Origin of the sequence: Ensifer sp. ENS11 (assembly GCF_014851895.1) — a bacterium.
GTDB lineage: Bacteria > Pseudomonadota > Alphaproteobacteria > Rhizobiales > Rhizobiaceae > Ensifer > Ensifer canadensis.
In genome coordinates, this window is the sequence record NZ_JACVAN010000033.1 from 23,307 (window position 1) to 47,557 (window position 24,251).

The window sequence follows — 24,251 nt, forward strand, 5'->3', positions numbered from 1 at the left end:
ACATACGAGGCGTATTTCGGCTATTTCACATACGCACCGTACATGAAGCGAGTGAGCATTGAAAGCGCTTGAAGCGCCGCCGTCCGCTCATTGGATGCGGTCAAATGACAACAAGGCGAGATCAAAAATGACAGAGCGCGAAGCAATCTTTCCCGCAAACCGGCACGCTCTTTATGAGGAACACGGTTATTCGGCCGCCATTCGATCCGGTGACCTATTGTTCGTCTCCGGCCAGGTTGGTAGCCGTAGCGACGGAACGGCGGAACCCGACTTTGAACGCCAGGTCCAACTGGCCTTCGAAAACCTCAAGGCGACGCTGAATGCGGCCGGGTGCACATTCGACGATCTTGTCGATGTGACGACGTTCCACACGGATCCCGAGAACCAGTTCGCAACGATCATGACCGTCAAGCAACAGATTTTTAGCAAGCCGCCTTACCCGAACTGGACCGCAGTCGGTGTCAATTGGCTCGCCGGCTTCGACTTCGAGATCAAGGTCATCGCCCGCATCCCCTAGGCTCCGCCGGCGCGATCGTGGGACAGATTTCTAACAGTCGGTCGCGGTACCAATGGAACATTGGCTCAACTCCGACATTGTGAAGTCCGATGGTTTCGCCGGCCTTGCTGCGCGAGACGCATGCGGCGCCGGCCGCATAGCTCGTTCTCGAATTTGTCAAGCATGAAGGAACTCGGCCCTCAGTCCGGAACGACAACCAGATTGCCGACAAAAGACTTGGCCATGAAGTCCGACTGGGCGCGATGAAACTCACGCAGCGGATAGACGCCTGCGACCAGCGGCCGGATTCTGTTTTCTTCGATATAGCGAACCAAGCGCCTGAAATCGGCCCGGGTGCCCTGGCTTGAACCATGCAGTTCAAGCTGCTTCAGATACATCGTGCGCAAATCGAGCTGAACGACGGCGCCGCCGATCGCGCCGGCGGTGGTGTAGCGCCCCTCCGGTTTCAGCACCTTCAGAAGATCGTTGAACATCGGGCCGGCAACGAGATCGGCAACGACATCGATCGGTTTGCCCTGTGATGCTTTGGTGACTGCGTCCACGAGATCGCCTTTGTCGCGCGTGACCACGGCACTGGCGCCGATATCGAGAAGGGCCTGCTCTTTACCCGCGCTGGTAATGGCTATCGGCACCGCGCCACGAACCCGCGCCAGTTGGATAATGGCGGAACCGACGCCGCCCGAGGCACCAGTCACCAGCACGGTCTCGCCGGCGACCAGCCGTGCCCTTTCCAACATGCGTTCCGCCGTCAGGTAAGCACAACAGAACGTCGCCAGCTCGACATCCGTCAGATCGGTATCGACGACATGGGCATTTTCCGCTGGCAGCGCCATATATTGAGCATAGCCGCCGTCGCGGCCATGGCCCATGTAATCGATGTCGGCAAGGCTGTCGTCATCGCGGTTGTAGATCGAAAAATCCACCATCACTCGTTCACCGATACGCGCTGGATCGACGCGCGATCCGGTGGCGACGATGCGACCAACGGCATCGGTGCCCTGGATGCGTGGGAAAGTGAGGGTGTTGCCCTGGCGACGCCAGGTCGAAACCGCCGCTGCGTCGTCCTCCGTGCCATAGGCGCCCTGGCGCACCCAGACATCGGTGTTGTTCATTCCGCAGGCCGTCACCCTTATCAGAACCTCGTCGGAGGCCGGCCCCGGCACGGGGACAGCGCCGTTGTAGACGAGCTTGTCGAGCCCGCCATGACCGACGAGTTGCACCGCGTTCATCGTTGTCGGTATCAAGGTCATGACCGCCTCCCTCAGCGCCCGAGAACCTGTTCGATTGCCGCCGTCGCGGCTTTCACGACGATATCGGCTTCATCCCGTGTCAGGCATAGCGGCGGGGCAAAACCGAGGATATCGCCTTGCGGCATGGCGCGGCCGATGACGCCACGCTCGGCAAGAGCGGCAGATACCTGCGGGCCGATCTTCTGGCTCACATCGAAGAACCTACGGTCGTCCCTGTCTTCGACGAACTCGACGGCTGCCATCAGCCCATCGCCACGAACCTCACCCACATGCCTGTGGCCGCCAACCGCTTCGGCGAGTCTTTCGCGGAAATAGGCGCCGGTCGTACCGGCATTTTCGATGAGGCCGAGTTCGTCGATCAGCTCGAGATTGGCGACCCCGGCTGCAGCACAGATCGGATGGGAGGAATAGGTCCAGCCATGGCCGATGGCCCCGAGTTCGTCGGATCCCTGAACCAGAACCTGCCACATCTTGTCGGAGACGATCGTTCCCGAGAGCGGCGCATAGGCGGAGGTCAGCCCCTTGGCGATGGTGATGAGATCCGGCTTCATGCCGTAGTGATCCGAGCCAAACATCGTGCCGAGACGGCCGAAGCCGGTTACGACCTCATCGGCGATTAGCAGGATGTCGTATTTGGCAAGCACCGCCTGGATCTTCTGCCAATAGCCCTTCGGCGGCGGAACGATACCGCCGGTGCCGAGGATCGGTTCACCGATGAAGGCGGCAACGGTGTCCGGCCCTTCATTGACGATCATTTCCTCAAGCTTGTCGGCGCAATATTGCGAGAACTGCTCCTCGTCCATCGAACGGTCGGGCCGGCGGAAATAATAGGGTGCCTCCGTGTGCAGGATCGGTGCGCGTGGCAGGTCGAAGGCGTTGTGAAAGAGCGCAAGACCGGTCAGCGATCCAGTCATCACGCCGGATCCGTGATAGCCACGCCAGCGTGAAATGATCTTCTTTTTATCCGGCCGTCCGAGAATGTTGTTGTAGTACCAGATCAGCTTGATGTTGGTTTCGTTGGCGTCCGAACCGGAAAGCCCGAAATAGACGCGGGACATGCTCTCCGGTGCCCGGTCGATGATCATCTTGGACAGCGTGATCGAGGCTTCGGTGCCATGCCCGACATAGGCGTGATAGTAGGCCAGGTTCTTTGCCTGCTCGGCAATCGCGTCAGCGATCTTCTGACGGCCATAGCCGACATTGACGCAGTAGAGCCCGGCAAAGGCATCGAGACTGGTCCGCCCGTTGACGTCGGTGATGTAGACGCCCTCGCCGCCGGCAATCACCCGGGTCGGGATCTCGCCGCGCGCATGCATGCCCATGTGGGTCGACGGATGGAAGAAGTGGTCGCGGTCCCAGGCGGTCAGTTCGTTGTTGCGGTCGAGCATGGTCTTTTGTCCTTATGCTGTCGGTCTTCGATTGGTTGATGGAGCGACTTCAGGCCGCGGTGTCGATGCAGAGATATTTGAGCTCGGTGAAGGCCTCGAGCCCGTGTCTCGATCCCTCGCGGCCGAGACCCGACTGTTTCCAGCCGCCGAAGGGAACGGGCCCGCCAGTGATCTTCACCCGGTTGATCGCCACCATGCCGTAGTCGAGCGCCCGGCCGAGCCGCATCTGTCGTGCCCCGTTCTCGGTGACAACATAGGCGACCAGGCCATAGTCCGTGTCGTTGGCACGGGCGATCACCTCTGGCTCGCTGTCGAAGGAAGTGACGGCCGCCACAGGGCCAAATGTCTCTTCCCGCATGATCAGCGCGTCATCGGGAACATCGGTCAGCAGCGTCGGCTCGTAAAATAGCGCGCCCACGTGGTGCCGCCTGCCGCCGGATACAAGGGTCGCTCCGCGTTTCAGCGCGTCGGCGACCTGTTCCTCGACCTTGGCGACAGCGCGCTCATGCATCAGCGGACCGATGTCGACACCGGCATCCAGACCGCCCCCGACGTTCAGCTTGGCGATACGTGCCGCAAACGCGGCATTGAAAGCCCTAAGGATCGGGCGTTCGACGTAGATCCGATTGGCAGCCAGGCAGTCCTGGCCGGACGTCGCGAACTTGGCGTTGATAGCGATGTCGGCCGCTTTTTCGATATCCGCGTCGGCAAAGACGATGAGCGGGGCATGTCCGCCAAGCTCCATGACGAGGCGCTTCATCGTCGGCGCGCATTGGCCGGCGATCAATCGGCCGATCTCGGTGGACCCGGTAAAGCTCATGGCGCGCAGGCGCTTGTCCGCGCTCATCTGACCGACGATGGTCGCAGCATCGCCGGTGACGACGTTAAAGACGCCTGCTGGAATTCCGGCCCGTTCGGCGAGTTCGGCGAGCGCCAGCGCCGAAAGCGGCGTTTCGCAGGACGGGTGGGCGACCACCGTGCACCCCGCCGCAAGTGCTGCGGCAGCCTTTCGCGTCACCATGGCGGACGGGAAGTTCCAAGGCGTGACAATACCGACGGCGCCGAGCGCCTCCCGGCGCACGATCATCTCGGCGCCGGCAAGGTGGCTTGTCACGCTTTCGGCATTCACGCGTTTGCCTTCTTCGCCGTACCACTCAAGAAAGGAAGCAGCATAGTCGATCTCTCCACGCGCTTCGGCAATCGGCTTGCCCTGCTCCAGCGTCATGATCAATGCGAGATCGTCCTTGGCAGCCAGCATCAGTTCGCACCATTTGCGCAGTATGCCGGCGCGCTCCTGCGGAAGCATGTCCCGCCACCCGGCGAAAGCCCTGTCTGCCGCGTCGATCGCCGCAGTCGTTTCATCGCCATCGAGCGACGCCACCCAAGCAAGGGTCCCGCCCGTGGCCGGGTCGGTCACCGCAAAGCTCTTGCCCTGGCGTGAAGAGGTCCAGCGACCGTTGACATAGGCAAGCTCGCGCAGCAGGTGACGATCTCCCAACTGGTTCAGCGTGTCGTGAAACGGTGTGCGGGCGAAAACGGCGGCCATCGGCATCTCCTCGGCATGGGCTGAGGAGATAGTGGCAGCGGATGGGCGAGAGATTGTCTGTTCAGCGAGCAGCCAAGAGAGACTTGGTCTGAAATCGCGCCGGAGGAAAGAGAGATTGTCTAGGGTGCTGCCGGCAGTAATGCGGCCAGAGGGAGAACGGTTTCTTCCTTGACGGTCTTCGTCACGATGTAGGTGAAGTAGCGGTCGATCCCCAGTTCGCGATCGAGCAGGCTGTCGACCAGCCGCTGATAGGCGTCGATATCTGCCGCTATGATCTTCAGAATATAATCGACGCCGCCGCCGACCGACCAGCAGGCGGTGATCTCGGATATGGTTGCGACGGCGCGCTCGAAGCGCTCGAAATCAGCCTGCCGGTGGTTGCCGAGCGTCACTTCCATCATCACGCTCGCCACCGGCGCCACGCGGCGCACAGCCACCCGGGCATGGTAGCCGGTGATGATGCCGGCCTTCTCCAGTTTGCGAAGCCGCATCCAGCATGGCGTCGGCGACAGCCCGGCCTTTTCGGCGAGCGCCAATTTGGTAATGCGACCGTCCTCCTGGACAGCCTCAAGGATGCGCAGGTCGATGGCGTCGAGTTTCATTTCAGGGCTTTCGCGCGTGCTGTTTCATGTCAAATCTGGAAAAAGAGATTGGGTGTTGATTTTGCCGTTGTCAATTGACCTGATTTTCAGCAGTGTAAAATCATGACAAATTGGCGCCCCGACCCTGCCCAGCTCCGCCGTCCGGCCTACCTCTCGTTGGCCGAACAGTTCGCGCGTGCGATCCAGGAGGGCAAGCTATCCAACGGTCAGCGCCTTCCGACCCATCGCAACCTTGCCGACGAGCTGTCGCTGTCGGTTCAAACGGTGAGCCGCGCCTATGACGAACTGATCCGCCGAGGGCTTGTGTCCGGCGAAATCGGGCGCGGCAGCTTCGTGCAGACCCAGGCAAAGGAGCCTGAGCCCCCCTATCTGCCGGAGCGCCTGGGCGAGTTGATCGACCTTTCGATCCTCAAACCGGTCTGCGAGCAGCTCCATCTACAGAAGATGCGCGGGGCGTTTGCCTGGCTTGCGGAGAACCTGCCCTCGAGTTCGGCGCTCTCCTTCCGCCCCAACATGGTGTTCCCGCGTCATCGCAACGTGGCGGCTGAATGGCTTGCGCGCTGTGGCCTGGAGATATCGCCGCTCAATGTCAGCCTCACCAACGGCGCGACATCGGCCATGACGGTTGCGCTGATGAGCGTCGCGCCTCCCGGATCGACAATTGCGACCGAGGCGGTGAGCCATCATACGCTGGTGCCGCTGTCGACCTATCTCGGCATCCACCTCGAAGGCCTGCCGATCGACCATGACGGCATGATCCCTGGGGCCCTGGACGAAGCCTGCCGAAAAGGCGTCATCCGGGCGATTTTCCTGCAGCCGTCGGTCATCAACCCGAAGGCAACGCTGATGAGCGAGGCGCGGCGCGCCGCCCTTGCCGAAGTCGCCCGTCGTCATGACATCGCGATCATCGAGAACGACATTCTCGGTCCGCTCGTCGATGCGGGACTAAAGCCGGTCGCGGCCTTTGCGCCGGAGCGGACGCTCTACATCACCAGTTTCACCAAGATCACCGTTCCGGGCCTGCGCATCGGCTATCTCGCTGCACCCGATCGCTATGTGGCTGCCGTTGCCAACCGGCATCTCGTCTCGAACTGGATGGCGACACCGGCAATCGCCGAGATCGCGACGCATTGGGTGAGCGATGGAACGGCAATCGAGCTGGTCGACTGGCAGCGGCGGGCACTGGCTGCCCGCCACGCCATTGCCGCCGAGACGCTCGGCAATCTCGACTACCATTCGCATCCGCAGAGCCTGCATATCTGGCTGCCGCTGCCGGAGGGTCATACCGAAGAGGGCTTCGTCTCGCAGGCGCGCCTGCGTGGCGTGGCGATTGCGCCAGGATCTTCCTTCCGCACCTCGGACCTCGGCTGGCGCCCGGCCGTGCGCATATCGCTGGGCTCCACCGCCGAGCAGGAATTGCGACAGGGCCTCGGCATCGTCGCCTCGCTTGCGATGGGAAATCCCGAAGCGCTTCTGCTTGCGATTTGAGGCGGACACCCTATTTTTCGGGCGGAATCGGAATAATTGTCATGATATTATTATTCCAATTGACATGATTTAGATGGGCGATCATCGTTAAGGCATCACCGGTCCCCACCAGGGAAAGACGTGAATGCCCGAACCCATCATCCGCATCGATAACATCATCAAGCGCTACGGTCCGTTGACGGTGCTCGACGGTCTGTCGATGCAGGTTATGCCAGGCGAAAAGCTTGCGCTCATCGGTCCTTCCGGCTCCGGCAAGACGACGATCCTGCGCATCCTGATGACGTTGGAGACGATCAGCGGCGGCCACATCCACGTCGATGGCGAACAGCTCTATCATATGCCCGGGAACGGCGGCCTCGTTGCCGCAGACGAGCGCTATCTTCACCGGATGCGCGAGAAGATCGGCATGGTCTTCCAGCACTTCAACCTGTTTCCGCACAAATGCGTTCTCGACAATGTCACGCTGGCGCCGATGCTGACCAAGGGCATGGCAAGGCCGGCCGCGGAAAAGCGGGCAATGGAGCTTCTCGACATGGTGGGCATGGCCGACAAGGCCAAAAGCATGCCCGCGCAGCTGTCGGGCGGGCAGAAACAGCGGGTGGCGATTGCCCGGGCGCTGGCGCTGTCGCCGAAGATCATGCTGTTTGACGAAGTCACATCCGCACTCGACCCCGAGCTTGTCGAGGAAGTGTTGAACGTCATGCGCAAACTCGCAGCCGAGACCGACATGACGATGCTACTCGTCACCCATGAGATGGGCTTTGCCCACGATTTTGCCGACCGGATCCTTTTCTTCGACCGCGGCAAGATCGTCGAGGAAGGCAAACCGGACGACATCTTCCGTCATCCGAAGCAAGAGCGCACGCAAGTGTTCCTGCGCAAGATAATCGCGGCAGGGCACCGCGTCTGAGCGTTCGCGCCGGGATGTGCCCCAAACAAGAAGATGAAGAACAGCCAGAGGAGCCGATACCGATGAAAATGACGCATTTCATGACAGTGGCCGCAAGCGTTTCGACGCTGATGGCATTCGTTGCCGCAACCCCGGCCGCTGCTGACGACGACAAGTTGCAGCAGCTCAAGGAACAGGGCTTTGCCCGCATTGCGATCGCCAACGAGCCGCCGTTCACCGCAGTCGGCGCCGACGGCAAGGTGTCTGGTGCCGCACCGGACGTTGCCCGCGAAATCTTCAAGCGCCTCGGCGTTGCCGATGTCGCCGCATCCATCTCCGAATATGGCGCGATGATCCCCGGTCTTCAGGCCGGGCGGCACGATGCGATCACCGCCGGCCTCTTCATGAAGCCCGAGCGCTGTGCAGCGGTTGCCTATTCGGAACCGGTTCTTTGCGACGCGGAAGCCTTCGCGCTGAAGAAGGGCAATCCCTTGAAGCTGATGAGCTACAAGGACATTGCCGACAATCCCGATGTCAAGATCGGCGCGCCGGGCGGCGGCACCGAGGAAAAGCTGGCGCTGGAAGCCGGCGTTCCGCGCGACCGCGTCATTGTTGTGCCTGATGGTCAGAGCGGGCTGAAGATGCTGCAGGATGGGCGCATCGACGTTTACTCCCTCCCGGTCCTGTCGATCAACGACCTGATGTCGAAAGCCAACGATCCGAACCTCGAGGTTGTCGCCCCTGTCGAAGGTGCGCCGGTCTACTGCGACGGCGCCGCGTTCAAGAAGGGCGACGAAGCGCTGCGCGACGCCTTCGACGTCGAGCTGGCAAAGCTGAAGGAATCCGGTGAGTTCGCCAAGATCATCGAACCCTATGGCTTTTCCGCCAAGGCGGCGATGTCGACGACGCGCGAAAAGCTCTGCGCGGCCCAGTAAGGTTCTCCGGCTCCCTTCTTCGCGCTTGCGCCAGGGGAGCCGGTCTCGATCGCTCACGACGACCACTGGAATGTGAACAACGATGATCGACTGGTCCGGCTACATAGGGCTGATATTGCAGGGCGCGCTGGTGACGCTGCAACTGACGGTGCTTGGCTCGGCGCTCGCCGTCGTCATGGCCTTCGTGGCAGGGCTTGCGCGCGTCAGCCGCTTCATGGCGGTGCGGGCGCTGGCGACGACCTATATCGAGTTCTTCCGCGGCACGTCGATTTTCGTGCAGCTGTTCTGGGTCTATTTCGTGCTGCCTTTCGCAGGCATCACGCTGACGCCGCTACAGGCGGGCGTCCTGGCGCTCGGCCTGAATGTCGGTGCCTATGGTGCCGAGGTGGTGCGCGGTGCGGTGAAGGCGATCGGCCGGGAGCAGCGCGAAGCCTGCATCGCGCTCAACCTGACCCGCTCTCAGGCCATGCGCCACATCATCCTGCCCCAGGCCCTGCCGCTGATGTTGCCGACCTTCTGCAACAACGCCATCGAATTGTTGAAGGGCACGGCCGTCGTTTCGTTGATCTCGCTGACGGACATGACGTTTCAGGCACAGGTCGTGCGTGCCCAGACCGGCAATACGCTGATCCCGTTCACGGTGATCCTCGTTCTCTACTTCCTGATGTCCTGGGTCATTTCGCGCAGCATGCGGTGGCTGGAGCGACGCATGACACGCGGCCTTGATGGCGTGAGGGTTTGATCCGATGGAATGGGATTGGAATTTCGTCTGGCAGATCATGCCGACCCTGCTCGAAGGCCTGAAGATCACGATCCTGGCCACGGTTCTGGGGGCAGTGGTCGCCGCCGTCGTCGGCCTCGTCTTTGCGATCCTCAGGCTCTCGGCCCCGAAACCGATTGCCCGAGTGGTCGGCTTCATCCTCGAGTTCATTCGCGGCACGCCGCTGCTTGTCCAGCTTTACTTCATCTTCTACGTCCTGCCTGACATAGGCATCAGCCTGCCTGCGCTTGTCGCCGGCGTCATCGGGCTTGGAATCCACTACGGCACCTACACGGCTGAAGTCTATCGCGCCGGCATCGAGAACGTGCCGCGCGGGCAATGGGAGGCGGCGCGCGCCACCAATCTGACGCTGCGCCAGACCTGGCTGCACGTGATCCTGCCGCAGGCGATACCGCCCATGATCCCGGCGCTGGCGAACTATCTGATTGCCATGTTCAAGGAGACACCGCTGTTGTCGGCCATCACCGTACTGGAACTGATGAATCAGGCGAAAAGCATCGCCAACAGCAACTATCGCTACATCGAACCGATGACGCTTGTCGGCGTCTTCTTCCTGATCATGAGCCTGATCTCTGTCGTCTTCCTCAGGTGGCTGGAAGAACGCTACAGCCGGGTGGAGGAACGCTGATGGAAAAAACGCTGTCTCTTTCCCTTGCTTCTCGCGCACCGAAGCTTGACGAGCGCCCGCTCGAAAAACGCGTCGGGCTGATTATCCTCGCCACCGACCACACGACCGAGCCGGACTTCCAGCGCATGGTCGCAAGCGATCGTATCGGCATCTATGTCGCGCGCATCCATTATGCCAATCCGGTCACGCCTGAAAACCTGCGCGCGATGCAGCCGTCGCTGACGACGGCCGCCGGCCTGATCCTGCCCGACGAACAGCTCGACGTTATCATGTATTCCTGCACCTCGGCCTCGGTGGTCATCGGCGACGAGCAGGTCACGGCGGCAATCCATGCATCAAAGCCCAACGTGCCGGTCGTCACCCCGACGGCGGCGGCGGTCAAAGGCCTCCATGCCCTCGGTGCCCGCCGCATTTCCGTGCTGACCCCCTATACCCTCGAGACCAGCCGGCCGATGGCGGATTATTTTGCTGAGAGCGGATTTACGATCGATCGGTTTACCTGCCTTGGCCTGACGGATGATCGCGAAATGGCGCGTATCGGTTCCGACGAAATCATTGCTTTCGCCAGGGAGGCGATGGCGGAGAAATCCGACGCGCTCTTCATTTCCTGCACGGCGGTCCGCGCCGCCTCTGTCGCTGCCCGGATCGAGGATGCGATTGGCAAGCCCGTTGTCACCAGCAATCTGGCAACCGCCTGGGCGTGCCTGCGCCTTTGCGGCGATGACGAGCACCGTCCTCAGCTCGGCCGGCTGATGACGCTGCCGATGGCGGGAGCGTGAGCATGGCCGGATCTCCCCTGCCCGTGGCCTATGGCGACATTGAAGCGGCCGCCCGCCGGATTTCGGCGCATGTGCTGAGAACGCCTTTGGTTCTCTCACCATCCCTGTCCGAGTTGTCGGGTGTGCCTGTCGGGCTCAAGCTGGAACATCACCAGACCACCGGCAGCTTCAAATTGCGCGGCGCCTGCAACGCCTTGCTGTCCATGTCGCCTGACGAGCGCAAGCGCGGCGTCGTTGCCGCCTCCACCGGCAATCACGGCCGGGCTCTCGCCCATGCCGCAAAGGCCGAAGGCACGATTGCGACGATCTGCATGTCGCACCTCGTTCCCGACAACAAGGTCGCTGAAATTCGTCGTCTTGGCGCCAGGGTCCATATCACCGGTGCCTCGCAGGACGATGCCCAGCGCGAAGTCGAAAGGCTCGTCGAGCAGGACGGGCTCGTGATGGTGCCGCCGTTCGACAATCCGGCTGTTGTTGCCGGCCAGGGCACGCTCGGTCTCGAAATCGTCGACAGCATGCCGGAGGTCGGAACCGTGCTCGTTCCGCTTTCCGGCGGCGGCCTGGCCTCGGGCGTGGCGCTGGCGGTCAAGACGCGCCGGCCGGGCGTTCGCGTGATCGGCATCACCATGGAACGTGGCGCGGCGATGAGGGCGAGCCTCGATGCGGGTCGCCCCGTCGAGGTTCCCGAGGTGCCAAGTCTTGCGGACTCGCTCGGCGGCGGTATCGGCCTTGCCAATCGCGTCACCTTTGCCATGTGTCACGCGCTGCTCGATGACATCGTGTTGCTCTCGGAAGCGGAGATCGCCGCTGGCATGCGGCACGCCTACGCGCAAGAGCGCGAGATCGTCGAAGGCGCAGGTGCGGTCGGTATTGCGGCACTGCTTGCCGGCAAGATCGACACGCACGGCCGCCCGCTTGCGCTGATCCTCTCCGGCCGAAACGTCGACATGGGGCTGCACCGGCGCGTGGTGAATGGCGAGACGGATCTGTTGCGGGAGAACGCGGCATGACACGCATGACCATTTTGACCGAGGCCGACCTGAGGGCGCTCGTGCCGCTGGACCTTGCGGCCGTCGATTGCGTCGAGAATGCCTTTCACGCGCTCGCCACGAAAGCTGTGGTGATGCCGCCGATCCTGCGCCTCGATATCCCCGAACACCGGGGCGAAGTCGACGTCAAGACCGCCTATGTCCCCGGTCTAGACGGGTTCGCGATCAAGATCAGTCCCGGCTTCTTCGACAATCCCATGCTCGGACTGCCGAGCACCAACGGCCTGATGGTGTTGCTGTCGGCCACAACAGGTGTCGTGCAGGCGCTGCTCCTCGACAATGGCTATTTAACCGACGTGCGCACAGCGGCGGCGGGCGCGGTTGCTGCCAGGCACGTCTCGCGACCGGACGCCTCGGTGGCCGCCATTTTCGGTGCCGGCATGCAGGCAACGCTGCAGCTCGAAGCGCTTTGCCTGGTACGGCCGATCCGGGAAGCGCGGATCTGGGGTCGGGATAGCGAAAAGGCAGAGGCTGCGGCGCGGTCGCTGACAGCGAAGTTCGGATTTCCCGTGCGCGCTGAACGCGATGCGCAGCGAGCGGTGGATGGCGCGCATGTGATCGTCACCACGACGCCGGCGGAAACACCGATCCTCCAAGCTGCCTGGCTGCAGCCCGGCCAACATCTGACCGCGATGGGTTCCGACGCCGAGCACAAGAACGAGATCGAACCCGCAGCAATCGCCCGAGCCTCGCTCTATGTCGCCGATAGTCTGAAGCAGACGCGGCGTCTCGGCGAACTGCACCACGCCATAAAGGCCGGCTCCATTGCCGCCGACGCCGACTTTGCCGAGCTCGGCCAAATCATCGCCGGCCAGCGGCAGGGACGCACCGATGCGAACCAGATCACGATCGTCGACCTGACGGGCACCGGGATCCAGGACACCGCCATTGCCACGCTTGCCTTCGCCCGCTCGCAGGAGCGCGGCAAGGGCACGACATTTGAAAGTTGAGACCGGCGCGGCCGGAGAATGAGGGAGAGACATGACCCAACCCAATCTCAAATTTTCCCTTGGGGAGTATGAGGCGCGACTGAAAAAGACGCGCAAGGCCATGGAGGAAAAGGGCGTCGACCTGCTCATTGTCAGCGATCCGACCAATATGGCCTGGCTCACCGGCTATGACGGATGGTCGTTCTACGTGCATCAGGCGGTGGTGGTGCCGCCGACCGGCGAGCCGATCTGGTACGGGCGCGGGCAGGATGCCAATGGCGCCAAGCTGACGGCCTATCTGAGCCATGAGAACATCATCGGCTACCCCGATCACTATGTGCAGTCCACGGAGCGCCATCCGATGGATTATCTCGCTGCAAAGCTTGTCGAGCGCGGTCTCGACAAGCTGCGGATCGGTGTCGAGATGGACAATTACTGGTTTTCGGCGGCCGCCTATGTGGCCTTGCAGAAGCATCTGCCCAATGCCCGCTTCGTCGACACGACGGCGCTGGTCAACTGGCAGCGCGCGGTCAAGAGCCCAACCGAAATCGGCTATATGCGCAACGCTGCCCGTATCGTCGAAGGCATGCATCAGCGCATTTTCGACAAGATCGAGGTCGGCATGCGCAAGTGCGATCTCGTCGCCGAGATCTACGATGCCGGCACGCGCGGCGTCGACGGCATCGGCGGCGACTATCCCGCGATCGTGCCATTGCTGCCTTCAGGCGTCGAGGCGTCTGCCCCACATCTGACCTGGGACGACCGGCCGATGAAGTCGGGTGAAGGCACATTCTTCGAGATTGCCGGCTGCTACAATCGCTACCATCTGCCGCTATCGCGTACCGTATTCCTCGGCAAGCCGACGCCGGCGTTTATCGACGCAGAAAAGGCGACACTGGAAGGCATGGAGGCGGGGCTTGCCCAGGCCAAGCCGGGCAACACCTGCGAGGATATCGCCAAGGCGTTCTTCACTGTCTTGAAGAAGTACGGCATCGTCAAGGACAACCGCACGGGTTACTCGATCGGCATGTCCTATCCGCCGGATTGGGGCGAGCGCACCATGAGCCTGCGTCCCGGCGACATGACCGAGCTGAAGCCCGGCATGACCTTCCACTTCATGACCGGCCTGTGGCTCGAGGACATGGGTTTTGAGACCACAGAAAGCATCCTGATCACCGAGACGGGGGTCGAATGCCTCGCCAATGTGCCGCGCAAGCTTTTCGTGAAGGACTGATCATGACGGTTTCAGAGCTGCGCCCGTCTGCGATCTCGCCGACCGTCGATTTCTCGATGGACGGCGTCCAGCATGGCTTCCTGCGGCTGCCCTATAGCCGCGATGATTCCGCCTGGGGCTCGGTGATGATCCCCGTCACCGTCGTAAAAAACGGAGAAGGGCCGACGGCGCTTCTGACGGGTGGCAATCACGGCGACGAATATGAGGGGCCGATCGCCCTGTTCGACCTTGCGCGCACGCTGAAGGCTGAAGATGTGGCCGGCCGGGTCATCATTCTGCCGGCCATGAACTATCCCGCTTTCGTATCGGGGACGCGCACATCGCCGATCGACAAGGGCAACATGAACCGCAGTTTCCCGGGAAGGCCCGACGGCACGGTGACGGAGAAGATCGCCGATTACTTCCAGCGCGAACTGCTGCCGCTCGCCGATATCGTCCTCGATTTTCACTCCGGCGGAAAGACGCTGGATTTCCTGCCGTTCTGCGCGGCGCACATCCTGCCGGACAAGCAGCAGGAGGCACGATCGTTTGAACTCGTAGACGCATTTTGCGCGCCCTACTCGATGAAGATGCTCGAGATCGACGCGGTTGGAATGTACGACACCGCGGCGGAGGAGATGGGCAAGGTCTTCATCACGACGGAACTTGGAGGCGGTGGCACGGCAACTGCAAAAAGCGCAGGCATTGCCAAACAGGGTGTCGCCAACGTCTTGCACACGGCCGGCATCCTGAAGGGTGGGGACAGGTCGGCTGCCGGCCGGACGCAATGGCTAGATATGCCGGATGGAAATTGCTTTTCCTTTGCCGAGGACGCCGGCCTGATCGAACCTCTGGTCGACATGGGGGACAGCGTCGTTGCCGGTCAGGTCGTCGCCCGCATCCACCCGATCGGCAAAACCGGCGCCCTGCCTTCCGACGTCTGCACGAAGATGGATGGCATCCTGTGCGCCCGGCATTTCCCAGGCCTCGTCAAGGCAGGAGACTGCGTCGCGGTCGTTGCGGTTGCCGTCTAGTTGGACCCGTTCCACCGCACGCGTTGAACCGGTTGCCGGCCGTCACGGCCATTCCAAAACCTCGCAGCCAGGCGCTGAAAACTATTTTTGTCCCGCTTAAACGCCGGTGACTGATTTTGTGCGCTCCGAAGCGGCTGGAACACGAGGAACCGTACGTCTTGCCACCTCGGTGGCCCGTCCTGACACCCTGCGGGTTATCGGCGAAGCGATTGCAATACGACTTCTTCGCCTTGCGATTGCCGAACGCGTGCCTTTGCATATTTTGCCAATCCGATCTTGATGGCGACCAGCACCGGGGCGGCAAACAGAAAAAGCAGTGCGACGGCATTGAAGGCAGTGTCGAAGGCAATCACCGTCGATTGACTTGTGACCGCCCGGCCCAGAAGGCTCGTTGCTGCCCGGCTAGCGGCAGCTCCTTCCATCCCTTTCGCCATCAGCATGGCTGTCGTGATCTTCAGCCGTTCGAGCACCGCGATCTCCCCTGAGGTCACGTCGGCGGCAAGCACAGCGACATTGGCGGCAACGTTATGGTCTATCAATGTTTGCAGCCCTGCGACCCCGATCAGTCCACCAAGCTGACGACCGGTATTGAAGAGGCCGATCCCGGAAGCGAGATTGCGGCTGTTAAGGTTGCTGAACGCGATCAGGGTGATCGATAAAAACAGGAAGCCGAGGCCCAGACCGCGCAACAGGACCGCCGCCATCATGTCGTCCGCGCCACTCTCGCTGGTCGAGCCCGACAGCATCCACATGGCGACCATGATCATCAGGATGCCGAAGGGCACCGTGGCAAACGGAGGAAGGTGGCGGGCCTGCATGAGATAGGCAGCTAGCAGGAGCGCGCCGATGAAGAGTGCGCCGCTCGGCAACAAGAGCTGCCCAGCGTCGGTGGGCGTGAATGCGAGAACGGACACGGCGAACGAGGGAATGAGGAAGGCGCTCCCGAACAGTGCGGCGCCGGCAACGAAGCTGACGATGAAGGCGAAGCTGAAGTCCTCCGATCGGAACAGGGTAAAATCGAGCAGACCCTGACCTTTTGCCAGCACCTGTTGGCCAAGAAACGCCAGCAGCGTGGCCATGCCAAGCACCGTCAGCCACAGGATGCGAGGTTCCTCGAACCAATCCCATCGACTTCCCTGGCTGAGGACATACGTGAGCGAAAAGAGCGTGACAGACATCAGTGTAAAACCGATCCGGTCAAACGGGCGGTGCGCCGCTTTTGCCGGCATCGGCATGTCTGCGATCAGCATAAGCCCGGCAGCCGCCAGCGACACCGGAACGACGCTGAAGAAGATCCATGTCCAGGATTGGCTGTCGAGCAACCATCCCTGAAGCGCCGGGGCGATCGTCGCTGGCGCGACAACGGCCCCCATGGCGAACAACGCTTGCAGGATTGGTTGACGTGCACTGGGATAGGCGAGGAAAATAATCGCCTGACCGCCGACCAACAGGGTGCCGCCGGAGAAGCCTTGAACTACTCGAAGGACGACCAGCAAGTCCAGGCGAGTCGTCAAGGCGGCAATGCCGCACGCCAAGCCCATGGCAAGGGTCGAGGCAATGATCAGGCGCAAGGGATGGATGCGGCTGAGCAGCCAGGGGGCCGTCATGAAGCCGATGAGCTTGAAGCTGGTGTATCCGACATCCAGCCAGGCGAACTGGTCTGGCGTTGCATATGTGTCGCCGATGATGTCACCCCGCCCGAGCGACAGGACAGTGCTGGCGATCGCCTCCGTCAGGGCGGCAAGCACGATGCCAGTGACCAGAAGTGCGCCTGTCGTCGATCTCTCACGCCCAGGGATCGCGGTGACGGCCATTGTCATGATCCGCTCCCCAGATCGATCGCGACTCGTGCCGAAAGGCCAGGAACCAGACGACCAAGAAGCGGATTGCCGGCAAGCCGGATCTTCACCGGAACGCGCTGGACGACACGAACGAAGTTGCCTGTCGCATTGTCGGTGGGGAGCAAGCTGAAGGCAGACCCACTGCCGGGCGCAAAACTGTCAACCACACCCTCAAGGGCATCGTTCGGATAACCGTCGATGCGAATGCGCACACGCTGGCCGGACCTGATATGTTCGAGCTGGGTTTCCTTGAAGTTCGCCACCACCCACACACCGGCGACCGGTACGATATCGAGCAAAGCGTTACCCGGCGCGACAAGTCTTCCGATACGGACTTGCCGGTTGCCGATAACGCCGGCGACAGGCGCGCGAACCACGGTGCTTTCGAGATCTATCTGAGCGAGATCGCGAGCGGCCCGTGCCTGGGCCACGGCGGCGACGGCCGCCTCGCGCTGAGCGGCAAAGACCGTTATGCGTTGCTGCTGAGCCTCGACTGTGGCGGATGCAGCCGCCACGCCCGCCTCCGCTCTTGATCGCGCGGTATCGCTTTCATCGACATGAGCCTGGCTGATTGTGTTGCTGCGGATAAGCTCACGGCGGCGGCCATAGGCCTTGGTCGCCAGATCCATCTCGGCGACAGCCGAACGTTTCTGTGCTTCGGCCTGTCGAATGAGGGCGTGCTGAAGTTCGGTCTCCGCGTCGACATTGGTAAGGCGAGCTTCGGCGGCTTCCATATTGGCCACCGCTTGCGCAAGGCGCGCCCTGTAGTCCCGATCATCGATCCGGAACAGCACCTGCCCTGCGCTTACAGTCTGGTTGTCATCAACCTCCACCGCCGTGACGTAGCCCCCGACTTTTGGGGCAAGCGCGGTCACATCGCCGCGCACATAGGCGTTGTCGGTCGACGCCTCGCCGCTCGGACGAGCCCAGGCCCATCCGCCGGCAACGGCGATCACTGCGCCGAGACACAGAAGCAGGCCGACGACCTTCTTCTTGTTGCCCTGTTTCGCGGCGCCACGGATCGCTGCGCCCTCGCCTACGACGCTGGCGACTTTGTCTTCGAGCGGATCCATTTTCTCAGTTCCTGTTGGGGTTAGGTGGTCGCCAGGCAGCCTTTCGATGGAGTTGCCAAAGGCTGTCCGCGCGGAAACGCGTTCAATGGTCATTCGCCGATGGGCGTGGTCAGTTCCTTTTCACCGGTCTCAACGATGAACACCGCGAGCAATCGCGCCGGCTTCGTGTCGCTGGCGTTTGCACTTACTCCGTGACGAGCACCGGGATCCTCGTAGAAGTTCTCGCCGGCCTCGTAGACCCGTTCCGGCGCACCGTTGACGCTGCTGCGGATCGCGCCTTCGAGCACAGTCGCGTAGATGAAGGCCGAGTCCGGATGCGTATGGCCGGGCGAAGCGCCGCCCGGCCCGTATTCGACGAGCACGCCCTTCATGCTCTTGCCGGGAACGTTCGGAAGGACGTGGTCGAATACGATCGTCACCTTGCCCTCGGGTCGGTCGGCGGCTGAGACCGGGGTGATCGAGAGTGTTGCCAGGGCAAAGGCCTTGAGAAACCGTGTCAGCATTGTCGTTCTCCTAATGGGTGTTTCGTGGGACGCCGCGCCGTGTCCCGGACGAGCGTTTTGTGCAGACTGCGCAAGCCTCAGTGTGTGACTTGCTGGCCGAGCCAGTCTTCGAAGTGGATCGTGCCGAGACGCGGTTTGTCGCCTGGTGTCAGCGACTGATCGTTAAGCACCGCACCGAAATAGCGTGCGTGAACGTCCGGCACGACCTTGCGCGTGTCATGCTTTGCCTTGAGGAAGCGCCGCACCAGTTCATCGAGCGGAACGGCCTCGGGGCCGGCGACTTCGGCCGTGCCGTTGATCGGCGGTGCGAGGGCGACATCGGTGAGCGCCGCCGCCACGTCGTCGGACGCAATCGGCTGGAACAGCGCCGGCGACAGGCGGATCTCGCCGTCGACGTCGGCCGATTGCGCAATGCCGCCGACAAACTCGAAGAACTGCGTGGCGCGCAGGATGGAGTAGGGCATGCCGGACGCCTTGATCAGGTTTTCCTGCGCGATCTTTGCCCGGAAGTAACCGTTGTCCGGAAGGCGTTCGCTGCCGACGATCGACAGGGCAACGTGATGGCGAACGCCGGCAGCGGCTTCGGCGGCCAATAGATTACGACCCGAGGTCTCGAAAAACTCGAGAACGGCCTTGTCTTCCCAGACCGGCGCATTCGCCACGTCGACGACGATCTCGGCGCCATCCATCGCTTCGGCCAGACCTTCGCGGGTGATGGTGTTCACGCCCGTGTTGGGGGCGGCGGCAAGCACGTCATGACCGCGCTCGCGCAGGTTCTTCACAAGTTTCGATCCGATAAGGCCGGTGCCTCCGATAACGACGATCTTCATGGGTTTTCTCCGCTTTGCCGACCGCAACCATTGCCGTCTGTACGAATGGAGAGTACCTGCGGGTATGTGGGAAGTCCTTGAGGCAGGCTTGAATTGCCTTTGAAGGATGCTTGAATATATGTCCAAGACGCCTGCCTGACCGACGCCCTTGCGGGCACGTGACGAGCCAGGCGTTCGCTATCGATGTCAGATATCATTCGTCAGTTGCCCCGGCCACGAACCGGTGGCGCTCGGTCAGGGATGCCGGCCTTGCAGTTCATGTTCGCAGACTACGTGCTGGATCAGGAGCGCAGGGAGCTGACCCTGCGCGGGCAAGTCGTGGCCGTCGGACCGCAGGTGTTCGATCTTCTGCAGCACCTGGTGGCAAACCGTCACCGTGTCGTCAGCAAGGACGACCTGCTGGAGGCGGTGTGGAGCGGCCGGGTGGTCTCGGAATCGACAATCACCAGCCACATCAACGCCGTTCGCAAGGCCATCGGCGACAGTGGCGAGGAGCAGCACCTGGTTCGCACGATTGCGCGCAAGGGTTTCCGCTTCGTCGGCGAAGTTGAGGTCGATGAAATCGGAGACACGCCACAGCCCGGCGGGCGTGGCGCCAATGAACAGGCCTCCGGAAAATTGCAGGAGCAGCCGTCCGCGCTCGTTCTTCCCGAAAAACCCTCCATTACCGTGTTGCCGTTCCAGCACCTGAGCGGCGATCCGGATCAGGAGTATTTCGCCGACGGCGTTGTCGAGGACATCATCACGGCATTGTCGCGCATCCGCTGGCTGTTCGTCATCGCGCGCAATTCGAGCTTTACCTACAAGGGTCGGGCGGTGGACGTGAAGGAAGTCGGCCGGGAACTGGGCGTGCGCTACGTGCTGGAAGGCAGCCTGCGCAAGGCGGGCAACCAGGTGCGCATCACCGGCCAGTTGATCGACGCCACGACCGGGGCGCATCTCTGGGCAGAACGCTTCGAGGGCGCGCTCGACAACATTTTCGACCTTCAGGATCAGATTTCGGCCAGTGTCGTCGGCGCGATCTCACCGCAACTCGAGCGCGTGGAAATCGAGCGCGCCAAACGCAAGCCGACGGAAAGCCTTGACGCCTACGACTATTACCTGCGTGGCATGGCGAAACTGCACATCGGAACCCACGACGCGATCGAGGCAGCGTTGGCCCTTTTCTACAAGGCGATCGAGCTCGACCCCGACTTTTCATCGGCCTATGCCGGGGCGGCCTGGTGCCATTTCTGGCGCAAGCTGAACGGCTGGATGGTTGACCGGAACCACGAGATCGCCGAAGGCGTGCGGCTGGCGCGGCTGGCCGTGGAGCTGGGTCGGGATGATGCGGTGGCGCTGACGAGAGCCGGCCACGCGCTCGGGCATCTCGCCGGCGATCTCGACGGCGGCATTGCGCTCATCGACAGGGCACGGCTGCTCAATCCGAACTTCGCCCCCGCCTGGTTCCTCGGTGGGGCGTTGCGCGTCTTCCGTGGTGAAACGGGCAGCGCCATCGAGGATCTCGCGCACGCCGTTCGTTTGAGCCCACTGGATCCGGAAATGTTTCGAATGGAGGCCGCCACTTCGCTCGCGCATTTCTTCGACGGGCGCTTTGATTCCGCCTCGTCCTGGGCGGAAAAGGCGCTAGGGAACCTGCCCAGCCTCCTCGTCGCGGTCGCCCTTCTGGCGTCGAGCCACGCGCTCGCGGGGCGGCTCGAAGAAGCGCGACAGGCGATGCGGCGCCTGCGCACGCTTGATCCATCCTTGCGCATCGCCAATCTCAAGGACTGGCTTCCGATCCATCGTCCGGAAGATCTTGCGCGGTTTGCCGATGGTCTGCGCCTGGCTGGGTTGCCGGAATGAATCCACCGGCTTGAACTGGATGACGACGTCACCGCCCTCGCCGGGACAGACTGGCCGCCGTCAACGATCCTCTTTTCCCTGCTCAACCGAGCACTCTAAAGGCTGCTCGATAGGGTTAAACCAGAAGACAGACAGCCCGGTATCGCCCAGTGGCAACGCGAAGCAGGCGATGGCGAAGGCCCGAAGGCGCCTTTCGTCAACGCGCCCAGATCACAGCTGCGCAAAAATACGCTTCAGTTTGAGGCCCAATGTCGCCGCGCGCGCCAGCATCAACACCATCATCCCGAGCCAGAGCCCATGATTGCCCCAGACTTGCTGGAGAATGTATGCCGTCGCGAGGAAGACCGTCGTCGAGATAAACATGCTGTTGCGCAGTTCCCGGGTGCGTATTGCGCCAATGAACACACCATCGAGCATGTAACTCGTCACCGAGATCAGCGGCAACACGACGACGTAGGGAAGAAACTGGACGGCCGCGGCGCGAACTTCCTCCTGGTTGGTCAACAGGGAAATGATCGTCGGACCAGCCAGCGCATAACACAGTGAAAACAGCAGCGCCACCAGTCCGGACCACAGGAAGGCCGCCTTGATCACACGTCGAAGGGCTTGCTTGCGGCGTGCGCCGATGACGGATCCGACAAGGGTCTCGGTTGCATGGGCAAAACCATCGAGGCCATAGGAGGTGATGCCATGGAGGTTCAAGAGCACCGCATTGGCCGCCAGGATCGCGTCGCCTTCTGCAGCGCCGCTTCGCGCAAACCAGCCGAAGCACACCAGCAGGAAGAGGCTGCGCAAGAATATGTCGCGGTTGACTGCAATCAAGCTTCGAAAGGCGGCGCCATCCAGGAGTTCGCGCAAGTCCAGCGGTTGCCCCGCACTGAAGGGTCGCACGATCAACAAACCGGCAATGAAGGCAGCCCATTCGGCCATGGCGGTGCCAGCGCCGATGCCGGCGACCCCCCAGTCGAACACGAAGACCAATGTCACGGTCGCAACAAGATTGAGCACATTGAGCGCGATCTGCAACGCGAGCGAAATCATCACCCGCTGGCGACCCAGCAGATAACCGAGCAGAACGAAATTCCCGAGAGCCGCGGGGGCGGACCAGATTCGCGCCGACGCGTAAGCCACGGCACTCTCGTAGACCGCTTCACTGCCACCAAGGAGCGCAAGTCCGATTTCGATGATCGGCTTCTGCAGCAATAGGATGATCGCGCCACCGGCAGCGGCAATGAGAAGAGCCCTGAGCAGATGCTTGCGCACAAGCGCGCCGTCCTCGGCCCCCGAAGCCTGAGCGACCAGCCCTGTTGTCGCCATCCGCAGAAAGCTGAAGCTCCAGAACAGGAAATTGAACAGAACGCCGCTGAGCGCCACCCCGCCGAGATACCAGGGACCAGGAAGATGCCCCGCCACCATCGTGTCGACCAGCGACAACACCGGCTGCGCGAGATTGGCCAGGATGATCGGAAACGCCAGCGTGACCATCCGGCGGTTCCAGTTTTCCTGCAGCTCCACAGGTGGCGAAATGTTCATCGCGCATTCGGCCTTGGCGGAAAGATCCACACGGCCGCACCAGTTTGCCTAAACATCTTCATCACCCCGGCCGATCGGCCTGTTTACGTCGATACTGTCTGCAAAACGTTGTCCCGCTTACCAGTCCATGACGACCTTGCCGGAGTTGCCGGAGCGCATGGCCTCGAAGCCGTCGCGGAACTCGTCGATGCCGATGCGGTGGGTGATGACCGGCGACAGGTCGAGCCCGCCCTGGACGAAGGCGATCATCTTGTACCAGGTCTCGAACATCTCGCGGCCATAGATGCCCTTGAGGTTGAGCATCTTGAAGATCACCTTGTTCCAGTCGATCTCGAAGCCGGCCGGCGCAATGCCGAGAATGGCGATCTTGCCGCCATTGTTCATCTTGTCGATCATGTCGCGGAAGGCGGGTGCTGCCCCCGACATTTCCAGCCCGACATCGAAGCCCTCGGTCATGCCGATCGCCTTCATCACGTCGGTCAGGTTCTGCTTCGACGCGTCGACGACGTAGTCGATGCCGACCTTGCGGGCAAGCTCCAGCCGCGTCGGGTTGATGTCGGTGATCACCACCTTGCGCGCGCCCGAGCGCTTGGCAACCAGCGCCCCCATGATGCCGATCGGCCCGGCGCCGGTCACCAGCACATCCTCGCCGACCAGATCGAACGACAGTGCGGTGTGCACCGCATTGCCGAAGGGATCGAAGATCGCGGCGATCTCGTCGGGAACGTCTTCCGGGATCGGCACGACGTTGTATTCCGGCAGGCAGACGAATTCGCCGAACGAGCCCGGCCGGTTGACACCGACGCCGAGCGTGTTGCGGCAGAGGTGGCCACGGCCGGCGCGGCAATTGCGGCACTTGCCGCAGACGATATGGCCCTCGCCCGAGACCCGCTCGCCGACATGGTATTTGGTGACGGCCGAGCCGACCGCGGCGATCTCGCCCATGAACTCATGGCCGACGACCATCGGCACCGGAATGGTCTTCTGGGCCCATTGGTCCCAGTTCCAGATGTGCACGTCGGTGCCGCAGATCGCCGACTTCTTCACCTTGATCAGCACGTCGTTCGGTCCGACCTCCGGCACCGGCACGCGTTCCATCCAGAGCCCGACCTCCGGCTTCGTCTTGACCAGCGCCTTCATCATCTTCGTCATTTGGTTGTCTCCAAAATCAACTGCCCGCCTGGGGCCTGCCCCTCATCCGGCTGCCGCCACCTTCTCCCCGCGATCGCGGGGAGAAGGGCTATGCCGCACCCCTTGCGCCCATCTCGGACTGCCCGCAGGCTCAACCTCTTGCCGGGCACGTCCCCTCTCCCCGCCTGCGGGGAGAGGGCTAGGGTGAGGAGCAGAGCTCTACACTCACTTGATCACACCGAGCTCGCGGCCGACCTCTTCGAATGCGGCGATCGCCCGGCGCACGTCGTTTTCGCTGTGGGCGGCCGACATCTGCGTGCGGATGCGCGCCTGGCCCTTCGGCACCACCGGGAAGGAGAAGCCGATGACGTAGACGCCCTTCTTGAGCATGCGCGCCGCCATCTCCTGCGCCAGTGCGGCATCGCCGAGCATCACCGGGATGATCGGATGGCCCTCGCCGGCCAGCG

22 protein-coding genes and 1 pseudogene are annotated in these 24,251 nt (G+C 62.2%); 12 read left to right on the forward strand and 11 right to left on the reverse strand.

Translation table 11 applies throughout. The annotated features are described in order from the left end of the window. The first annotated feature begins 127 nt into the window (after positions 1-127). The gene (locus IB264_RS32805; RefSeq protein WP_192435143.1) at positions 128-517 is read left to right on the forward strand and encodes a RidA family protein; all 390 of its coding nucleotides are present in this window, start codon (positions 128-130) and stop codon (positions 515-517) included. Positions 518-696: 179 nt separating this feature from the next. Here the strand turns inward: IB264_RS32805 and IB264_RS32810 are convergent, their stop codons facing one another. The 4 genes from IB264_RS32810 to IB264_RS32825 form a co-directional block, all read right to left on the reverse strand. After that, positions 697-1,767, reverse strand: coding sequence for an alcohol dehydrogenase family protein (locus IB264_RS32810; RefSeq protein ID WP_192435144.1), 1,071 nt, complete (start codon positions 1,765-1,767; stop codon positions 697-699). An 11-nt stretch (positions 1,768-1,778) separates the two neighbouring features. Next, positions 1,779-3,155, reverse strand: coding sequence for an aspartate aminotransferase family protein (locus tag IB264_RS32815; protein ID WP_192435146.1), 1,377 nt, complete (start codon positions 3,153-3,155; stop codon positions 1,779-1,781). A gap of 49 nt (positions 3,156-3,204) precedes the next feature. After that, positions 3,205-4,701, reverse strand: a complete 1,497-nt coding sequence (locus IB264_RS32820; protein ID WP_192435148.1) for an NAD-dependent succinate-semialdehyde dehydrogenase — start codon at positions 4,699-4,701, stop codon at positions 3,205-3,207. Positions 4,702-4,820: 119 nt separating this feature from the next. Further along, positions 4,821-5,303, reverse strand: coding sequence for an Lrp/AsnC family transcriptional regulator (locus IB264_RS32825; protein WP_192435150.1), 483 nt, complete (start codon positions 5,301-5,303; stop codon positions 4,821-4,823). Positions 5,304-5,370: 67 nt separating this feature from the next. Here IB264_RS32825 and IB264_RS32830 point away from each other — a divergent pair. From IB264_RS32830 to doeB, 10 genes and pseudogenes are all read left to right on the forward strand, one after another. Then, positions 5,371-6,791: pseudogene (locus IB264_RS32830) on the forward strand (PLP-dependent aminotransferase family protein). Between the two features lie 124 nt (positions 6,792-6,915). Next, positions 6,916-7,701: an ectoine/hydroxyectoine ABC transporter ATP-binding protein EhuA gene (gene ehuA / locus IB264_RS32835; protein ID WP_057221396.1), complete on the forward strand. Its 786-nt coding sequence runs from the start codon at positions 6,916-6,918 to the stop codon at positions 7,699-7,701. Between the two features lie 80 nt (positions 7,702-7,781). Beyond that, positions 7,782-8,615 (forward strand): ectoine/hydroxyectoine ABC transporter substrate-binding protein EhuB, encoded by an 834-nt coding sequence (ehuB, locus tag IB264_RS32840; protein ID WP_375154992.1) that lies wholly within the window; start codon positions 7,782-7,784, stop codon positions 8,613-8,615. 82 nt (positions 8,616-8,697) lie between these two features. Further along, positions 8,698-9,357, forward strand: coding sequence for an ectoine/hydroxyectoine ABC transporter permease subunit EhuC (gene ehuC, locus IB264_RS32845; protein WP_192435156.1), 660 nt, complete (start codon positions 8,698-8,700; stop codon positions 9,355-9,357). 4 nt (positions 9,358-9,361) lie between these two features. Further along, on the forward strand, positions 9,362-10,024 hold the full coding sequence (ehuD, locus tag IB264_RS32850) for an ectoine/hydroxyectoine ABC transporter permease subunit EhuD (RefSeq protein ID WP_192435158.1): 663 nt from the start codon (positions 9,362-9,364) through the stop codon (positions 10,022-10,024). After that, positions 10,024-10,803, forward strand: coding sequence for an ectoine utilization protein EutA (gene eutA / locus IB264_RS32855; protein ID WP_192435160.1), 780 nt, complete (start codon positions 10,024-10,026; stop codon positions 10,801-10,803). Before ehuD ends, eutA begins: the two co-directional genes overlap by 1 nt. A gap of 2 nt (positions 10,804-10,805) precedes the next feature. Continuing rightward, complete coding sequence (eutB, locus tag IB264_RS32860; protein WP_192435162.1) at positions 10,806-11,813, forward strand: hydroxyectoine utilization dehydratase EutB; 1,008 nt, start codon at positions 10,806-10,808, stop codon at positions 11,811-11,813. Beyond that, positions 11,810-12,802: an ectoine utilization protein EutC gene (gene eutC, locus IB264_RS32865; RefSeq protein WP_192435164.1), complete on the forward strand. Its 993-nt coding sequence runs from the start codon at positions 11,810-11,812 to the stop codon at positions 12,800-12,802. Before eutB ends, eutC begins: the two co-directional genes overlap by 4 nt. Positions 12,803-12,833: 31 nt before the next feature. Then, complete coding sequence (doeA, locus tag IB264_RS32870) at positions 12,834-14,015, forward strand: ectoine hydrolase DoeA (protein ID WP_192435166.1); 1,182 nt, start codon at positions 12,834-12,836, stop codon at positions 14,013-14,015. 2 nt (positions 14,016-14,017) lie between these two features. Continuing rightward, entirely contained in the window at positions 14,018-15,028 is a 1,011-nt protein-coding gene (gene doeB, locus IB264_RS32875; protein WP_192435168.1) for a N(2)-acetyl-L-2,4-diaminobutanoate deacetylase DoeB, read from the forward strand. Between the two features lie 194 nt (positions 15,029-15,222). Here doeB and IB264_RS32880 read toward each other — a convergent pair whose 3' ends face one another. From IB264_RS32880 to IB264_RS32895, 4 genes are all read right to left on the reverse strand, one after another. Beyond that, complete coding sequence (locus tag IB264_RS32880; protein ID WP_192435170.1) at positions 15,223-16,848, reverse strand: DHA2 family efflux MFS transporter permease subunit; 1,626 nt, start codon at positions 16,846-16,848, stop codon at positions 15,223-15,225. Continuing rightward, on the reverse strand, positions 16,845-17,942 hold the full coding sequence (locus tag IB264_RS32885) for an HlyD family secretion protein (protein ID WP_192435172.1): 1,098 nt from the start codon (positions 17,940-17,942) through the stop codon (positions 16,845-16,847). The genes IB264_RS32880 and IB264_RS32885 overlap by 4 nt, the downstream gene beginning before the upstream one ends. A gap of 89 nt (positions 17,943-18,031) precedes the next feature. Next, positions 18,032-18,445 (reverse strand): cupin domain-containing protein, encoded by a 414-nt coding sequence (locus IB264_RS32890; RefSeq protein WP_025431391.1) that lies wholly within the window; start codon positions 18,443-18,445, stop codon positions 18,032-18,034. A gap of 77 nt (positions 18,446-18,522) precedes the next feature. Then, entirely contained in the window at positions 18,523-19,275 is a 753-nt protein-coding gene (locus IB264_RS32895) for an SDR family oxidoreductase (RefSeq protein ID WP_192435174.1), read from the reverse strand. Between the two features lie 249 nt (positions 19,276-19,524). On the opposite strand from IB264_RS32895, the gene IB264_RS32900 reads away from it, so the two are divergent. Continuing rightward, positions 19,525-21,120 (forward strand): winged helix-turn-helix domain-containing protein, encoded by a 1,596-nt coding sequence (locus tag IB264_RS32900; protein WP_192435176.1) that lies wholly within the window; start codon positions 19,525-19,527, stop codon positions 21,118-21,120. Positions 21,121-21,330: 210 nt separating this feature from the next. On the opposite strand, the gene IB264_RS32905 is transcribed toward IB264_RS32900, so the two are convergent. The 3 genes from IB264_RS32905 to IB264_RS32915 all read right to left on the reverse strand — a co-directional run. Beyond that, on the reverse strand, positions 21,331-22,653 hold the full coding sequence (locus IB264_RS32905; protein WP_192435178.1) for an MATE family efflux transporter: 1,323 nt from the start codon (positions 22,651-22,653) through the stop codon (positions 21,331-21,333). A 117-nt stretch (positions 22,654-22,770) separates the two neighbouring features. Next, on the reverse strand, positions 22,771-23,805 hold the full coding sequence (gene tdh / locus IB264_RS32910) for an L-threonine 3-dehydrogenase (RefSeq protein WP_192435180.1): 1,035 nt from the start codon (positions 23,803-23,805) through the stop codon (positions 22,771-22,773). A gap of 204 nt (positions 23,806-24,009) precedes the next feature. Next, positions 24,010-24,251 (reverse strand): aminotransferase class I/II-fold pyridoxal phosphate-dependent enzyme (locus tag IB264_RS32915; RefSeq protein WP_192433700.1); only part of this gene is annotated, 242 nt, incomplete at its 5' end.

Coding starts and splice junctions, on each gene's coding strand:
- IB264_RS32805 (WP_192435143.1), top strand. CDS start 128: ATGACAGAGCGCGAAGCAATCTTTCCCGCAAACCGGCACGCTCTTTAT.
- ehuA (WP_057221396.1), top strand. CDS start 6,916: ATGCCCGAACCCATCATCCGCATCGATAACATCATCAAGCGCTACGGT.
- doeB (WP_192435168.1), top strand. CDS start 14,018: ATGACGGTTTCAGAGCTGCGCCCGTCTGCGATCTCGCCGACCGTCGAT.
- IB264_RS32890 (WP_025431391.1), bottom strand. CDS start 18,445: ATGCTGACACGGTTTCTCAAGGCCTTTGCCCTGGCAACACTCTCGATC.
- IB264_RS32885 (WP_192435172.1), bottom strand. CDS start 17,942: ATGGATCCGCTCGAAGACAAAGTCGCCAGCGTCGTAGGCGAGGGCGCA.
- doeA (WP_192435166.1), top strand. CDS start 12,834: ATGACCCAACCCAATCTCAAATTTTCCCTTGGGGAGTATGAGGCGCGA.
- tdh (WP_192435180.1), bottom strand. CDS start 23,805: ATGACGAAGATGATGAAGGCGCTGGTCAAGACGAAGCCGGAGGTCGGG.
- IB264_RS32880 (WP_192435170.1), bottom strand. CDS start 16,848: ATGACAATGGCCGTCACCGCGATCCCTGGGCGTGAGAGATCGACGACA.
- ehuC (WP_192435156.1), top strand. CDS start 8,698: ATGATCGACTGGTCCGGCTACATAGGGCTGATATTGCAGGGCGCGCTG.
- eutB (WP_192435162.1), top strand. CDS start 10,806: ATGGCCGGATCTCCCCTGCCCGTGGCCTATGGCGACATTGAAGCGGCC.
- ehuB (WP_375154992.1), top strand. CDS start 7,782: ATGACAGTGGCCGCAAGCGTTTCGACGCTGATGGCATTCGTTGCCGCA.
- IB264_RS32820 (WP_192435148.1), bottom strand. CDS start 4,701: ATGGCCGCCGTTTTCGCCCGCACACCGTTTCACGACACGCTGAACCAG.
- eutC (WP_192435164.1), top strand. CDS start 11,810: ATGACACGCATGACCATTTTGACCGAGGCCGACCTGAGGGCGCTCGTG.
- ehuD (WP_192435158.1), top strand. CDS start 9,362: ATGGAATGGGATTGGAATTTCGTCTGGCAGATCATGCCGACCCTGCTC.
- IB264_RS32825 (WP_192435150.1), bottom strand. CDS start 5,303: ATGAAACTCGACGCCATCGACCTGCGCATCCTTGAGGCTGTCCAGGAG.
- IB264_RS32905 (WP_192435178.1), bottom strand. CDS start 22,653: ATGAACATTTCGCCACCTGTGGAGCTGCAGGAAAACTGGAACCGCCGG.
- IB264_RS32815 (WP_192435146.1), bottom strand. CDS start 3,155: ATGCTCGACCGCAACAACGAACTGACCGCCTGGGACCGCGACCACTTC.
- IB264_RS32895 (WP_192435174.1), bottom strand. CDS start 19,275: ATGAAGATCGTCGTTATCGGAGGCACCGGCCTTATCGGATCGAAACTT.
- IB264_RS32810 (WP_192435144.1), bottom strand. CDS start 1,767: ATGACCTTGATACCGACAACGATGAACGCGGTGCAACTCGTCGGTCAT.
- eutA (WP_192435160.1), top strand. CDS start 10,024: ATGGAAAAAACGCTGTCTCTTTCCCTTGCTTCTCGCGCACCGAAGCTT.